Origin of the sequence: Virgibacillus sp. Bac330 (genome assembly GCF_003667845.1) — a bacterium.
GTDB lineage: Bacteria > Bacillota > Bacilli > Bacillales > Amphibacillaceae > Virgibacillus > Virgibacillus chiguensis.
This window is the reverse complement of sequence record NZ_CP033048.1, coordinates 4,017,901-4,033,236: the sequence shown is the minus strand read 5'-3', so window position 1 is coordinate 4,033,236 and position 15,336 is coordinate 4,017,901. Positions and strand designations below refer to the sequence as shown.

Genomic DNA, 15,336 nt, shown 5'->3' with positions numbered 1-15,336 from the left:
TTTATTCGCTTTCGTATATAAGAGCCCTCAGACTCGCACTCATTTACTCTGAACAAATAAACCTCCATCATAAATATTACCCGTTTCGGCTAAAACCTAAACATTAATCAAACAAAATACTAACGGATTGCAATTCATGCACACGAACAATCGCTTCACCAATTAAAGGAGCGACAGAAAGTGGTGTAATTTTATCAATTCGTTTGTCATCTGGTAAAGGGATCGAATTAGTTACAACCAATTCTTTAATTTTTGAATCATTTATTCGTTGCATTGCCGGGCCAGATAATACGGGATGTGTACAACAAGCATATACTTCCTTGGCACCATTTTCAATTAAAGCATTTGCTGCTAAAGTAATTGTACCTGCAGTATCAATGATATCATCAATTAAAATGGCTGTCTTCCCTTCAATATTCCCAACAATATTCATCACTTCAGCCACATTAGGTCGTGGTCTACGCTTATCAATTATTCCAATTGGCGCCTTCAAACGATCAGCCATCTTTCTGGCGCGTGTCACACCGCCATGGTCTGGTGACATAATAATAATATCTTCCAAGTTCTTTGCTTCAAAATAATCGGAAAGAATTGGCACTCCTTGTAAATGATCGATCGGGCTATTAAAAAAGCCTTGAATTTGCGGTGCGTGTAAATCAAGTGTAATCACCCGATCAGATCCTGCTGTTTCTAATAGATCGGCTACTAGTTTTGCTGCAATCGGTTCTCTTGATCTTGCTTTTCGATCTTGTCTAGCGTACCCATAATAAGGCATAACAATATTAATTGACTTTGCAGATGCTCGTTTCAATGCATCAATCATAATTAATAATTCCATCAAATGCTCATTCACCGGTGAACATGTTGACTGAACGACATAGACATCACAGCCACGGATGCTTTCTTCAATATTAATTTGAATTTCTCCATCGCTAAAGCGAGATACAGCACATTTCCCTAGTGTCGTACCAATATGATTAGCAATCTCCTCGGCCAATTGTGGGTTGGAATTTAATGTAAAAACTTTCAAGGATGAATCCTTGTAACTAGCTGCCATTTGTTAGAACCCTCCGTTAGTCTTTTTTCCGATTTTTAATTTTTTCCGCATATCCTTCTTTATTCGTTTGCCTTGCGCGAGCAATCGATAAAGAATCCTCTGGCACGTCCTTATTAATTGTAGAACCAGCAGCAATATAAGAACCTTTTCCAATTTTCACAGGTGCAACTAAATTTGAATTGCAGCCTATAAATGATTCATCTTCAATGGTTGTTACATATTTGTGCTTGCCATCATAGTTCACTGTTATTGTACCACAACCTACGTTTACATTGCTTCCGACTTGTGCATCACCAATATAACTTAAATGAGAAACTTTACTATTTTCACCTAAGCTTGTCTTTTTTATTTCTACAAAGTTTCCAATCTTCACGTGGTTACCAATTGCACTATCAGGCCTTATATGTGCATACGGACCAATTTTCACATCATTACCTATCTTGCTATCATTTACCACACTTTGCTTAATTATCGTGCCATTTCCAACATGACAATTGGTTAGCTCGGAATACGGGCCAATTTCTGCATTTTCCTCAATGACCGTATCGCCTTTAATCATTGTACCAGGATGAATAATTGTGTCAGCACCAATTGTTACACTCGGTTCAATATAAGTTTGATCCGGATCAATAATAGCTACACCATTACGCATATGTCTTTCATTCACACGTTGTTTCATGATTTTCTCTGCTTGCGCTAAAGCAACACGATCATTTATCCCTAACGTTTCTTCAAAGTCTGCTGTTTGATACGCGCTCACCGTCTCCCCTTTTGTTTGGAGAATTTCAATCACATCCGGCAAGTAATACTCCCCTTGTGCGTTATCATTGGAAACATGTGCTAGCGCCTGAAACAAAGCTTGATTATCAAAACAGTATGTACCCGTATTTATTTCATCTACAAGTAGCTCGGCTTCATTCGCATCTTTATGTTCCACAATCCGTTCCACATCATTTTGCTTATTCCTAAGTATGCGACCATATCCATACGGATTAGGAGCTTTTGCTGTTAGTATCGTAGCTTTTGCCTCTGTTTGTTCATGATGTTCAATCAACGCTTGATACGTCTCCCTAGTTATTAAAGGTGTATCACCACACACCACTATCGTTGTACCTTCCTTACCTTCTAAAAGCGCTTTAGCTTGAACAACTGCATGCCCAGTCCCCAACTGCTCTTCTTGAAGAACGTACTCACTTTTTGGTCCGAGTTGTTTCTTTACATCTTCCGCACCAAAACCGACAATAGTAATGATTTTATCGACATTTACGCCACCAACTTGTTCGACGACGTGTTGAACCATGGGGCGACCCGCTACAGGATGGAGTACTTTGTAAAGCTTCGATTTCATCCTGGTACCTTGCCCTGCTGCCAGTATGACAGCATATCGATTTGTCATATAAAGGACCTCCAACATTTCAAATTATCTCGCATGCGCATATTATGTGCTGAAAATACTCTCTCTTCATGAGTTCGTAGTAAAGCGATACTAGAACATATGTAAGTGAAAGATGACAGCACCCAAATGCCTGCTCTGTCCAAGGGTTTTTTAGGCTATACCCTTTAGGTAGGAACTATTCCGTAGAAGACGAAGGAAAAACTTCTATTAAATGAAATTTCACTTTATCCATTATGAATATATCTTAAATACCTGCTCATTTCAATAGATAAACTATGAAAGGAAAACAACAAAGGAAAAGGCTTTTTTTCCTTTTTTATACATGGACTGAAAAAAAAGGGAATCGTAAGGCGCAATCTATCATTATACAAATAAACCCTAATTTTAAGTAACCGTTTACAATAAAAAAAGAAGGCTAACCTTATGTAGATTAGACCTCTAGTTGTTTTCGTAAACAATATTATTTAGATGAATTAGGAAGCCCCAGCTTCTTCATATTTTACTTCCTCATCTCCCGCTTTGCGATACTCTTCTAATACAGCGTCCTGAATTTTCCCTCTTGTACCAGAATTAATAGGATGAGCGATATCCCTAAATTCTCCATCCGGTGTTCGCTTGGATGGCATCGCAACAAATAGTCCATTATTACCGTCAATTACTCGGATATCATGGACAACAAATTCCTGATCCAACGTAATAGATGCAATCGCTCTCATTCTGCCTTCCGTATTAACGCGGCGTAACCTAACGTCAGTTACTTCCATGATGTGTCACCACCTTTTCAAATAGGAATCTATATAAACTAGTTCAACAAAACTATTAAAACTCCTGCTAAAATATTAAAAAAAATAAAATATTTATATTAACAGTCAAAAAAAGGACAGCTTGTCTTCACAAAGTATATCTTTTTCCTTATTCACACAGGTTGTTAGTACCTAAAGGTAGGAACCTAGAAGCTTATTATACAGAAGGAGATTTAGGTGCTGTTGTTTTTTTGCTTCTTCCATCTTTGAAAGCGGAATCCTTACAGCACCTTACATCTCGTTTTTATCAAGAAGACGGAGAAACGAACAAATATCAATTGTGTCCATTTTAGTATATTTTTTAATTATTATTAGTAACAGCTCGTCAGTGAAAACATCTCCACTAAGTATGCATACGACCATGCTCTATACAAAAGAAAAGTGAATTACTTCTAAAGGCTATTGCAAAAAACCTTCATTTGTTTCTCATTTAGTTAAACAAAACGATACTTCTATTTGATAAAATTACCAAAGTGGACATCAATTGCCTTCTTTTTCATATCCACATTTGATATTTTTATTAAAGATGTATAATCATTAATGACGCGCTCTTCTTCCTCATCATCTGCTTCAGCTAAGACACCTATTGCTTGTACCGTTGCATGAAATTCCTCTAGTAAATTTATCATGCCAGTAATGGTTCCACCTGCTTTCATAAAATCATCAATAATACAGACTTTTGCTCCTTCCGATAAACTGCGTTTCGGCAACACCATGGTCTGGATTTTTCTAGATGATCCAGATACATAATTAATGCTTACAGAGGACCCTTCTGTTACCTTGGGATCTCTGCGTACAATCACTACCGGTACATTCAAAAAAGAGGCAACAGCGTATGCCAATGGAATCCCTTTTGTAGCAACGGTAACAACAACATCTATATCTTTTTTAGCAAATGCCGAAGCAAATACACGCCCAATTTCTCGTACCGTCTTCGGATCGCCTAATAGATCGCTCATATATAGATACCCGCCTGGAAGGATACGAACAGGATCTTTCAACTTTTGTCGTAATGCTTCAACAAAGCGTTTATTTTTTTCATCAACGCATGCAGGTATAAACTTCACCCCGCCCCCTGCACCTGTCGTCCGTTGCAAATAGCCAATTCCTTCACTTCGAAGCACCGCATCGATAATATCCATATCTTCACTAATAGAAGCTTTCGTAGTAGCTAATTGTGAAACAAAATACGGAAATTGTGTGTGCGTCCGAGGATTTTCAAGAAAAAAATTGGTTAGAGCAACTAAACGGTTACTTCTTTTCATTTCCACACCTCAAAACCGAATATTTTCCTCTAAATATACCATCAATATACGTTTTTTACAAAGGTTTTCAACCTAATAATCGTACATAATAAACTTCTTCACAAAAGCCTCTCATTCCATTATAGATTTTTCTCGCTTTACTTTCGTGCTCGACGAGGCCATACACTGTTGGGCCACTTCCACTCATAAGTACACCAGACGCACCTGCTTGTTGTAAAGCCGTTTTAATACGCTGTACTTCTGGGTGTTGTTTTATCGTTATCGGTTCTAATGCATTCCCTAAGCTTAAACATAGCTTATTAAAATTCCCTTCTTCTAATGCTTCCATAACAGCTTTTGTGTTAGGATGAACAATATCTTCCACCACTATGCGTTGAAAAATAGTTCCTGAAGAAATACCAATATCCGGCTTAGCTAAAACGACCCAACATGGCGGCGGCGAGAGGAGCCTTTGGACAATTTCTCCCCTACCTTTAGCTATTGCCGTTTTTCCATATATACAGAACGGCACATCTGTACCTAATAACGCACCTACACTTGCTAATTCAGTATCTGAAAGGTGAAGTGACCACAAACGATTTAAACCTTTTAATACGGCAGCCGCGTCGGCGCTACCACCTGCTAATCCTGCAGAGACGGGGATGTTTTTTTCAATTGTTATATGTACACCTCTATGAATACCATACGCTTGCTTCAAAGCTAAGGCAGCTTGGTAAGCTAAATTGCGTTTATCACTTGGAACAAATCTACTTTCCAATGATATTTCGATCCGGTCCTCAGGTAATTCATATAAACAAATGCGATCCGCTAAATCAATGGTTGTCATAATCATTTCAATGTTATGGTACCCGTCGCTCCTTTTACTTCGTACGTCCAATGATAAATTTATTTTTGCAGGTGCTTTTTCAAAAATTACCATCACCCGTCACCCTCTTGTTTAAAGATATTAAAATTGTAACATATTCCATTCAACTGCGTGAAACGCAAATAAATACATATGTGCAGAGCTTGTCTAGCAAGCGCATTCTAGGTGGTAACCGTTTCCTTCACTAGGAAGGATTTCATGTTTCTGCTTCATCAAGTATTGCGTACTCAGGAGCGACCATTCTTCTTCAATGATTCAGCCCTTCCTAGAAATATCTAGTACTACGGCTTCGGCTGACTTCTGACAGTTCAGCGAACACTTACATGTTCGGTTACGGCGTGTGCACTGCTTTTCTGTCAGATCTCCCAGGGTAAGCACACATTCTCCCTCTCCATATCCCCACTTCATTTACTCTGTGTACCCTTTTGCAGTAAGGACTTTGACTTGTTATGCAGTCTCATCCAAGTACACCTAGCCTTCTATGAAGTTCGTGTTCCTAAGGGCGGAGATTTGCCGCCGACTTCCATCAGATTCTGGGTCACCCCAGACACCCTTGTCTTAGGCTAACCACTACTACTGCCTTCGTGGTTCGGGACTTGAACCCTAGAGAATGTGTGCATGCCTGGCACACATAAAAAAACAAGGCAACCCCGATTAGGATTTGCCTTGTCTCATACTAGCTTCCGCTCTTTCAATGGCACGTTTCACCATATTCCCAGCATCGCGCGCTTTAATGCCGCCCCATCCTTCCCTTTGCACCGTGTCGTAAAACCCTAACTCTTTCGCAATTTCTTCTTTTAAATGATCCGACATCATTCCACGTCTTCTAGCCACGAAGACAGTCCCCCTTTTATAAATGCGTATTGGTATGATACGACACACTTAGTATATGCTTTTTCATTCTATATACAACTGTTATTAAACAGCAAAAAAGGAAATAGCAACTATTTTTTATACTATTCTGTTAATTAAACATAAAAATAAAAGCAGTAAACCTTAGGCTACTGCTCAAGCACTGACGCAATGTTTTTATCATCTGCAAAGCGAAGCTCTACTGTTTCTGTTAAAACATCTGCATAGCTGTATGAAACACGTTCGAATGCATTTTCTTCTTGGTCAAGCTCAACAATAAATACAGAAGGATATGTTTCTGCTAAGATGCCGGAACGCTCAATGGTCTTTCTTCTTCCACCATTTGCTGTAAGCTTTAACCGTTTTCCAACATGACCTTCAAGACCTTGCTTTATTTCGATTAATGTTTTCGCCACTATACTCCACCTCACTGTAATTATCATACCACGAACTTGTACAAACGTCAAGCAAAACTTTATATTATACCAATATTACTTTTTTGATGTCAATATATTTTTTCGTATTTTCGTTTATTATTTGTTTTTAATTACTTTTTATGCACATTTTTTCAGAAAAACTTGACTTTATTTTTACTTTGGTAATTAAATGTTAATTTTACAGTGAATGCGTAGTAAAAAGAATCGCAACTTTTCAACTTATTATCCCAGTTGCCCATCGCTTAACGTTATCCTCTATGTTATAACAGTATTTTGAATGAACTTAATCAATCGTACCTCCTTCCTTTAAGTCTCTTTCATATATGGTAAACCTGTACGTAATAATCCTCTTGTTTCAACACCGCCCATCCCTTTGTCTCCTGTGAGCGTAGTTCGAATAGCATCCCATACGCTCACCTTTTCCATAAAGGGTGTATAGGCAACTTTAGCAGCAATATAGACAGGGTCTAACGCATGAATATTGACTCGAAATGGTGAACTAGCAAAATTAGCCCCTGCCCGAACTAACAGCTCAAAATGCGATTGACACGCTCCTGCAAAAATGATGAGCTGATCCAAATTGGGATTGGTCCGCCTCGCTTCTCGTACAGCTTCAATAAAATACCTTGAATTGCGATAAGCACGTAAATCTTGCTTTTCTCCTTTGTTTTTAGAAAAAGCGTCATGCCCAGTAATAACAATGATATCTGGTTGAATTTTTTCTATGAGTTCTGTAATCCTTACAGGCATATCGCGTTCATATAAATGTACTCCATGTACTTGCAATCCGATTCGCTGATATAGTTCGATACATTTTTTTAAATACATTGCATCTCCATCAATGTGCAGCACTTTTGCAGGCAATTGAAAATAGGAAGCTTCGTGTATAAAACCGTCCGTAGCTTGGTATTGCCTTTTTTCTTTTAACAATTGATAATCTTGACGAAATAGTCGATAGGAAAATTCTTCACTTTCTTTCCCTTGTTGCCTCCGTTTTTGTAGCTCCCTTTCTTCCACCAATTTCAAATCATCTATTGGAGCATCGGCTTTCAAACGGACTTCCTCTCCTACTAAATCGACAAGCTCTTTTTTCACAGAAGAAACCCGAAATAATATATCATGCTGATAAGAGTACCTTGTGACTAAATCACCCTTCGAATAACTCATCCTATATCTCACAGCCTCCCTGAGCTTTAAACTTATGCTATATCGTATGATTATAAATAAAAAACTGTGCGTTTATCTCTGTATCCTCTATCGTACGGGCTTTTTAAGAATAAAGGCTCGGGGCGCTCGGTTAGAAACGTAGCGAGTGGAACGAAGCAACTACGTTTTTAGGAATTATGCTCCTGCAACAGGAGTATGCCGGCGCCCTCTGGCAAGCCCGCCTTTAGTCGGCCTTCCTATTTAGAACGAACCGATAATGGCTTAGTGTAGGGCAATGGAGTGAAGTCGCCTAGTTGCTGGTCGCTGGAGCCGGACGTGGTTAAATAAGTTAGTAAGTTTATTCATAGCTGCTAAATTTTATAATTTCCTAGACCATTAAAAAACTTGGCTCTTCACCAAGTTTTTCTACAGATGACACCTATCACGCCTTAGAAGAAGCGATAAACGTGTTAGCCAATAACGCAAACTCCTCCATCGTTAGAGACTCCCCACGCCTTCCTCCATCAATACCGATTTGTTGTAAAATAAGACCAACTTCTTCTTTCGTCAACTTATCTTTAAAATAGTTGGTTAGATTATTACGTAATGTTTTCCGACGTTGGGCAAAACTTGCTTGTATCAGTGAGAAAAAGAAGTGTTCATCCACAACATTTACAGGGGCTTTCGTCCGTCTAACTAAACGCAATATACTGGAATCGACATTAGGTTGGGGCATAAATGCACGTTTTGGAACTTGCATAACAACTTCTGCTTCTGTGTAATATTGGACAGCTAATGTTAGTGATCCATAACTTTTGGTATTCGGTTTGGCTGCCATTCGTTCTGCAACTTCCTTTTGAATCATTACCGTGAAGCTATCAATGGGCAAGTGATCTCGCAATAATTTCATTAAGATAGGAGTAGTTATATAATAAGGCAAGTTAGCTACAAGATGAACAGGCTGCTCTGGATGAAAATGCGTCCTTATCATGTCACGAACGTTTGCTTTTAAAATATCCTCATGTACAACCTCGACATTATCATAGGATGCAAGCGTATCCTCTAATACTGGTATCAGACGTTGGTCAATTTCAAATGCGAGTGTCTTTTGACTATGAATAGCTAAATGTTCTGTCAACGCTCCAATACCAGGACCTATTTCGATTACACCAGACTCCTTATCGATCCCTGCTTGGCGAATAATATTATTTAAAATATTACTGTCAATTAAAAAGTTCTGCCCTAAGCTTTTTTTAAAAGAAAAATGATATTTCTTTAAGATTTCTTTCGTTCGTGATGGCGTAGCAATAAATTTATGATTGGTCATTTTTCTCTTTCCTCTCTTGATCCATTTGCAATACTGCTCTTTCAAATTCAGCTTTTCCAATACCAAACATCGTTAATCGTTTTAATAACTGCTTGCCATTCGTATGCCCAATTTGCAATAACTCACCAAGCTGCTCTCGCCTTTTATTCGCTTCCTGACCTCCAATGAATCCGTAATGCATTAACTCTGCTTTCGTTATCTCACTCTCTCGTACGGGTTGCAGCTCATAAACAGATTCTAATGCCTTTTTTATATCCTCGATAGACGCATGCTCCACCCCTAAATTTTTTGTTGTCGAATTTTTAGCACGAGCTTCATTACGTGTTAAAAAAGCATGCTTACAACCTGGTACAGCTTGATCAACAATATGACGAATGCGCTCACCAGGATAGTCAGGATCTGTAAAAATAATAACTCCTCGTTTATCTTTTGCATGCTGAATCTGTTTTATAATAGATGTATGAATGGCTGATCCATTCGTCTCAATTGTATCTGCATCAACAGCCTGGTTAATTTTAGCCGTATCATCTTTTCCTTCCACTACAATTACTTCCTTCACCTTCACAAGTCTTCCCTCTTCCTTTATCTTTCATTTTTTAAAAAAATTAAATTATTACCCGTTATTACTGGCGTAAGCTATATTTTTCTTAGACGATAAACTACTAATTCTATCGTGCAAAGAAATTATTCTTAGACGTCAACAATAGGACAATTAAGATAGCATTGATGGAACCTTCTCTTTATTTTAGATACACATAAAACACTCATTTATTTTAACATATCATCATAAGACTGTTATAGACGTAATGGAAATGGAAAAGATGATAAAATCACGGAACAAAGGCTCGGGGCGCCCGTTTAGCAACATAGCGACTGGAACGAATCAACGAAAGTTTTAGGGATCATGCTCCTGCAACAGGAGTATGCCGGCACCCTCCGGCAAGTCCGTCTTTAATCGACCTTCCTATTTAGAACGAACCGATGATGACTTAGCTTAGGGTAATGGAGTGAAGTCGCCTAGTTGCTGGGCGCTGTAGCCGGACGTGGCTAAATAACTTAGTAAGTTTATCCACACCTGCTAAATTTTATAATTTCTTAGACAATTAGAAAAACTTGGCTTATCGCCAAGCCCTAATGGCGAAAGGCGTAGTTTTTCTTATAGTGAAAAAAATGGTTTCGATTATCTTTGATAATCGAAACCATTTTCATCGTGTTTTTTAAATAAGATGCAAACATTACTAATTGAGTACTTTCACAGTTACCGTTTTCACACCCCAACGGTAAGCAGCTTTTTTGGAAGGAACGTGTACATCAATTCGATTTCCAACAATATGACCACCTGTATCTCCAGCAATTGCTTCTCCGTATCCTTGTACCCAAACTCTTGAGCCTAAAGGAATAACGCTTGGATCAACAGCAATAACTTTTCGATTTGGATTAGCGTTTAAATCAATCCCCGTGGTAGTGAATCCAGAACATCCGTTACAACTAGCAGTATACGCGCTTGCTGACATGGTAAACGTTTTCCCTGAACCTTTTTGCTTTTTATTAGAAGCAGGCGAACTGTTTGTTTGTTGTTTTGATTTTGGTTGTTTGTTCGATAATGTAACTAAATTTTTGTTCTGTTGCGGCTCTTTCGTTCCAATTGCAACAATTTGATTTTCACTTTCTTCAATAATCTCTTTACTAATTAATTTTCTATCTTTTTCTTTTCCGTTTTCTGTTACTATTTCATAAATCTTCTTTACCTTACCAGCTTTACCTTCAGTTACAATCTTTTCCTCGCCTTTTGCGAGATCACTGTCTTCTCTTTCTTCTGTGTCAAATGCGAGCGCTTCCGTTACCTCGTCTCTTTCTTTACCAACACGAACAACTGAAATAACAGTATCTTTTGTGACTTGTTTATTTAAACTAGGCTTCACTTTATCATCGCTGTCTTTATTCACTTTTACATTGGATTCTTTAAGCACTTCTGCTACTGTTCCACCAGTCGTCCACACGCGCTTTTCATCTGTACCGTCGTTTATTGTAATCTCATATGCTTGGTCGATTTCTAAGTGTAATCCATCTGTAATTTTATCACCTTTAGCAAAAGATACATTATCACGCTCATGGTATGACAGGTCATTCTCTTGCAAAAATTTATCTATCGTATTTGCTGTTGTATAATAGTTGGTCTGTTCCCCATTTACTGTCAAAAACACTTGCTTCGCTTGCTTATAGCTAATTTCCATTCCGTCTTTAATGGAATCATTCATGCTATGGGACAAGTAATCATGCTCGCCAACCTGAATGTCTGCTTCCGCTAGCGCTTCTTCTACGGTGTTTTGATGTGTCTTTACCGTTTGTTCTTCGCCATCTTTATGAATGACGATTTCTGCCTTTGTCGCATCAAATACAATGAATCCGGAAAAAGTAATAAGTGCTAAAATCCCAATAAAAGATAAAACCAGTTTCATTGTCGATGCAGGCATTAACTTTGATACCTTTCGCATGCTTTTGCCTCCCTTTTTCATGCAACTTTGATTATATTAACAGGACTAAGTAAAGTCAAAGCCATTCCGATTACGTTTGCATTACAATTCCATTACACAAAGAGTAATGCGCATTTATAGATAACATACAGAAGCCTAAAAGCCTTGATATATATGGAGTGAACCCACTAATAAAACAAGGCAAAAAGTGAGACTGCGCTTTACTTAGCCGTTTCACTTTTTGCCTTGTTTTTCCTATTTTTTAACAAATTAATTCAGTTTTATGACAACCCCCACTAAAATAAAAGCAACATTTAATCCACATTAATTCCCTTGTTATCCCAGTTACATCCATGGGAATGAATTAGTTTCTAGCTGCTGGTATATTCTGTTTAGACTTGTTCAGCATACATCACTAACACTTAAAGGGAGTACCTTTTATATTTATGATAAACGGAAGAGAGTATGTGCATTTTTTGTAGTTATTTCCCCGACTTCTTCTATACTCATCCCACGTAACGCTGCTATTTTTTCAGCAACTAATGTAACATATGCTGGTTCATTCCTTTTACCTCGATATGGATGCGGAGCCAAAAACGGCGCATCGGTTTCAATTAATAATCGATCTAACGGAACTTGAACGGCAACTTCTTTTGGTAAGGTCGCATTTTTAAATGTTACAGGTCCACCTAAAGAAATGTAAAAATTCATATCCAGGCAATCCTGTATATAATTTACCGAATCATTGTAGCAATGCATGATCCCGCCTACTGATGCCGCCTGCTCTTCCTGTAAAATCGCAATAATATCTTCCGTTGCTTCACGATTATGAATAATAATCGGCATTTGGAGTTTCTTTGCTAGCCGAATTTGTTTACGGAACACTTCTTTTTGCACATCTTTCGGTGACTTATCCCAATGATAATCCAATCCCATTTCTCCAAGTGCTACTACTTTCGGATGAGATGATAACTCTTCTATCCATTCCAACTCCTGCTCTGTCATATCGACCGCATCTACAGGATGCCAGCCTATAGCTGCATATATGGTTTCATACTGTTCTGCGATTTCGATTGCTAGTGGAATAGTAGCGCGATCAAAACCGACAACCACCATATGTGTTACCCCAGCATCAAAAGCTCGTTGAATGGTTTCATCACGATCTTCAAAAAAATTTCTTGCATTTAAATGAACATGGGTGTCAAACAACAATTCTTTCATCTCCTTAACGACCTATTGAAAAACTTGGGAAAACACCGTCGTTTTTCTTAACTATAAGCCAGAATGTTATACTTTCTTATGTGAGGAAAAGACCAAACTCTACCTGAGATTGGTCTTTTTATATCCTCTATTTTACAATGGAACCATTCGGAAGGGAGCTCTCCACAGAAGCTAAAGATAGCTTCCCTGTCTCATCCTCTCCAGAAAGAATCATTCCTTCTGATTTTTCCCCACGTAATGTAACAGGTTTCAAATTCGTTACACAGATGACCTTTTTGCCAATTAATTCTTCAGATTTGTAATGTTCAGCAATGCCTGAGATAACTTGGCGCTTCTCTGTCCCTAAATCTAACTGTAGTTTCAATAACTTATCTGCTTTCTTTACGGGCTCAGCTTGTAATATTTCTGCGACACGCATATCAATTTTCATAAAATCATCATACACAATTTGTTCTTTTTCTGCCTTATCTTCCACCTTTTCTTCCTTTGCTTTAGGCGGATTCATCATTGCTTTAATAGCTTGTATTTCATCTTTTGCATCTAAACGTGGAAAAATTGGCTTGCCTTTACTTACAATCATACGTTCTGCTGTAATATGCCCTTCTTCATAAAGACTATCCCATTCTTTTAGCTTGTCCTCTGTTATGCCAAGCTGACGGAAAATCTCCGCTGGAGCCTCTGTTAGAAATGGCTGTAGCATAACAGCTGCCTTACGTAAATACTCAGCCAAATGCGCCATAACATTTCCTAGTCGTTCTTTGTTAGCATCATCCTTCGCCAACATCCACGGCTCTGTCTCATCAATATATTTATTCGTACGACTAATTAGTTGCCATATAGCTCCTAATGCTACAGAAAACTGCATCTCCTCCATTGCTGCTTCCACTTTTTCTATCGTTTGTTTGCCAAACGCTTCTAAGTCGCTATCGAATTCTGTTTCTGACGCTCGATATGCTGGCATTTTACCGGCAAAATATTTATTAATCATGGCAACGGTACGATTTAACAAGTTACCTAAATCATTTGCAAGGTCATAATTCGTCCGTTCTACGAATCCTTCTGGTGTAAATACACCATCTGACCCAAAAGGAACTTCCCGTAACAAATAATAACGAAGCGCATCTAAACCATAACGATCAATTAATTGAACTGGGTCAATCACATTGCCTTTTGATTTCGACATTTTTCCATCCTTCATTAAAATCCAACCATGTGCAAACACCTTTTTCGGTAACGGAAGATCTAGCGCCATTAACATAATTGGCCAATAAATAGTATGGAAACGTACAATTTCTTTACTCATTAAATGCACATCTGCCGGCCAATATTTTTGATATTTTGTGTCATCCTCTGTTCCATATCCTAATGCCGTTATGTAATTCGTTAAGGCATCAATCCATACATAAATAACATGTTTCGGATCACCAGGAACTTTAATTCCCCAATCAAAGGTCGTGCGAGAAACAGCTAAATCCTCTAGTCCTGGTTTAATGAAATTATTTAGCATTTCATTTTTACGACTTTCAGGTTGAATAAAAGCTGGATTGTCTTCATAGAACTGAACAAGACGGCCGACATACTTGCTCATTTTAAAGAAATAGGATTCCTCCTTCACTTTCTCAACTGGACCACCGCAATCCGGACAACGGCCAGCAGCTAGTTGACGTTCCGTAAAAAAGGATTCACAAGAAGTACAGTACCAGCCTTCATATTCATCTAGATAAATGTCACCTTGTTTAACAAGTTGATCAAAAATTTGAGCGACAATTTTTTTATGACGTTCTTCTGTCGTACGGATAAAATCATCATTAGATATTTTTAGTTTTTTCCATAACTTTTGAATTCCATCCACAATGTGATCAACATATTCCTGTGGTGAGACGCCATTTTCAGTCGCTTTCTTCTGTATTTTTTGTCCGTGCTCATCTGTCCCGGTTAAATACATCACATCGAAGCCACGTAATCGTTTATATCGAGCCATTGCATCTCCGGCAACTGTCGAATATGCATGCCCAATATGCAAATTACCACTAGGATAATAAATTGGGGTAGTTATATAAAATGTGTTTTCATTATTTACCATCTGCTTTCCTCCTTATGCATTGCCTAACACCCTTTTTAAGCTATTACTATTGTAGCTTTTATGAGCTTATTTGCCAAATAGAGTGTTAATTACTTTACATATTTAAAAAGAGAATGTAAAGTCGAATTATATAAATTATATTTTGAAATTAAGATAAAGCGTATCTTCCATTAGTTGGGTTTTCTTTCTTCCCACACAGCTTGTTCACCTAGAAAAAATTGACTTATCTTCCTCTTTATCGTGCAAAAAGTAAAATAATATACTTCTTAGCGTATAAAGAGCGTATCAACACATTGTACAAAACATCTATAGGACCACACCCTTTTTAGAAAAAACGTTCGTTTAGCAACGTAGCGAATGGGACGAATCAACGAAAGATTGAGGAATCGCGCTACTAAAATAGGCGCATG

13 protein-coding genes are annotated in these 15,336 nt (G+C 38.0%); all 13 read right to left on the bottom strand.

The features are described from left to right. Positions 1-103: 103 nt before the first annotated feature. The 13 genes from D9780_RS18765 to metG all read right to left on the bottom strand — a co-directional run bounded on the left by D9780_RS18765 (position 104) and on the right by metG (position 14,926). Positions 104-1,057, bottom strand: coding sequence for a ribose-phosphate diphosphokinase (locus D9780_RS18765; protein ID WP_073011502.1), 954 nt, complete (start codon positions 1,055-1,057; stop codon positions 104-106). 16 nt (positions 1,058-1,073) lie between these two features. Then, entirely contained in the window at positions 1,074-2,453 is a 1,380-nt protein-coding gene (gene glmU, locus D9780_RS18760) for a bifunctional UDP-N-acetylglucosamine diphosphorylase/glucosamine-1-phosphate N-acetyltransferase GlmU (RefSeq protein ID WP_073011504.1), read from the bottom strand. Between the two features lie 473 nt (positions 2,454-2,926). Next, positions 2,927-3,217 (bottom strand): septation regulator SpoVG, encoded by a 291-nt coding sequence (spoVG, locus tag D9780_RS18755; protein ID WP_073011506.1) that lies wholly within the window; start codon positions 3,215-3,217, stop codon positions 2,927-2,929. Positions 3,218-3,708: 491 nt separating this feature from the next. Next, positions 3,709-4,521, bottom strand: coding sequence for a pur operon repressor (gene purR / locus D9780_RS18750; RefSeq protein WP_121641170.1), 813 nt, complete (start codon positions 4,519-4,521; stop codon positions 3,709-3,711). A 67-nt stretch (positions 4,522-4,588) separates the two neighbouring features. After that, positions 4,589-5,440 (bottom strand): 4-(cytidine 5'-diphospho)-2-C-methyl-D-erythritol kinase, encoded by an 852-nt coding sequence (gene ispE / locus D9780_RS18745; protein WP_073011529.1) that lies wholly within the window; start codon positions 5,438-5,440, stop codon positions 4,589-4,591. Positions 5,441-6,040: 600 nt separating this feature from the next. After that, the gene (locus D9780_RS18740; protein ID WP_073011534.1) at positions 6,041-6,220 is read right to left on the bottom strand and encodes a small, acid-soluble spore protein, alpha/beta type; all 180 of its coding nucleotides are present in this window, start codon (positions 6,218-6,220) and stop codon (positions 6,041-6,043) included. A 167-nt stretch (positions 6,221-6,387) separates the two neighbouring features. Beyond that, entirely contained in the window at positions 6,388-6,654 is a 267-nt protein-coding gene (veg, locus tag D9780_RS18735) for a biofilm formation stimulator Veg (protein WP_073011537.1), read from the bottom strand. 327 nt (positions 6,655-6,981) lie between these two features. Continuing rightward, a complete protein-coding gene (gene yabG / locus D9780_RS18730; protein WP_073011540.1) occupies positions 6,982-7,842 on the bottom strand; it encodes a sporulation peptidase YabG in 861 nt (286 codons plus the stop codon). Between the two features lie 421 nt (positions 7,843-8,263). Continuing rightward, the gene (gene rsmA, locus D9780_RS18725) at positions 8,264-9,148 is read right to left on the bottom strand and encodes a 16S rRNA (adenine(1518)-N(6)/adenine(1519)-N(6))-dimethyltransferase RsmA (protein ID WP_121641169.1); all 885 of its coding nucleotides are present in this window, start codon (positions 9,146-9,148) and stop codon (positions 8,264-8,266) included. After that, on the bottom strand, positions 9,135-9,713 hold the full coding sequence (rnmV, locus tag D9780_RS18720; protein ID WP_121641168.1) for a ribonuclease M5: 579 nt from the start codon (positions 9,711-9,713) through the stop codon (positions 9,135-9,137). Before rnmV ends, rsmA begins: the two co-directional genes overlap by 14 nt. A 673-nt stretch (positions 9,714-10,386) precedes the next feature. Further along, the gene (locus tag D9780_RS18715) at positions 10,387-11,643 is read right to left on the bottom strand and encodes a resuscitation-promoting factor (RefSeq protein WP_121641167.1); all 1,257 of its coding nucleotides are present in this window, start codon (positions 11,641-11,643) and stop codon (positions 10,387-10,389) included. Between the two features lie 423 nt (positions 11,644-12,066). Beyond that, positions 12,067-12,834 carry a TatD family hydrolase gene (locus tag D9780_RS18710; RefSeq protein WP_116277754.1) on the bottom strand — a complete coding sequence of 256 codons (768 nt, stop codon included), beginning with the start codon at positions 12,832-12,834 and terminating at the stop codon, positions 12,067-12,069. Positions 12,835-12,970: 136 nt separating this feature from the next. Continuing rightward, entirely contained in the window at positions 12,971-14,926 is a 1,956-nt protein-coding gene (metG, locus tag D9780_RS18705; RefSeq protein ID WP_121641166.1) for a methionine--tRNA ligase, read from the bottom strand. Positions 14,927-15,336: the final 410 nt, after the last annotated feature.

Bases quoted from the DNA above. Each gene is read 5' to 3' on its own strand.
- rsmA (WP_121641169.1), bottom strand. From the start codon at position 9,148: ATGACCAATCATAAATTTATTGCTACGCCATCACGAACGAAAGAAATC.
- spoVG (WP_073011506.1), bottom strand. From the start codon at position 3,217: ATGGAAGTAACTGACGTTAGGTTACGCCGCGTTAATACGGAAGGCAGA.
- yabG (WP_073011540.1), bottom strand. From the start codon at position 7,842: ATGAGTTATTCGAAGGGTGATTTAGTCACAAGGTACTCTTATCAGCAT.
- ispE (WP_073011529.1), bottom strand. From the start codon at position 5,440: ATGGTAATTTTTGAAAAAGCACCTGCAAAAATAAATTTATCATTGGAC.
- glmU (WP_073011504.1), bottom strand. From the start codon at position 2,453: ATGACAAATCGATATGCTGTCATACTGGCAGCAGGGCAAGGTACCAGG.
- metG (WP_121641166.1), bottom strand. From the start codon at position 14,926: ATGGTAAATAATGAAAACACATTTTATATAACTACCCCAATTTATTAT.
- D9780_RS18765 (WP_073011502.1), bottom strand. From the start codon at position 1,057: ATGGCAGCTAGTTACAAGGATTCATCCTTGAAAGTTTTTACATTAAAT.
- D9780_RS18715 (WP_121641167.1), bottom strand. From the start codon at position 11,643: ATGCGAAAGGTATCAAAGTTAATGCCTGCATCGACAATGAAACTGGTT.
- purR (WP_121641170.1), bottom strand. From the start codon at position 4,521: ATGAAAAGAAGTAACCGTTTAGTTGCTCTAACCAATTTTTTTCTTGAA.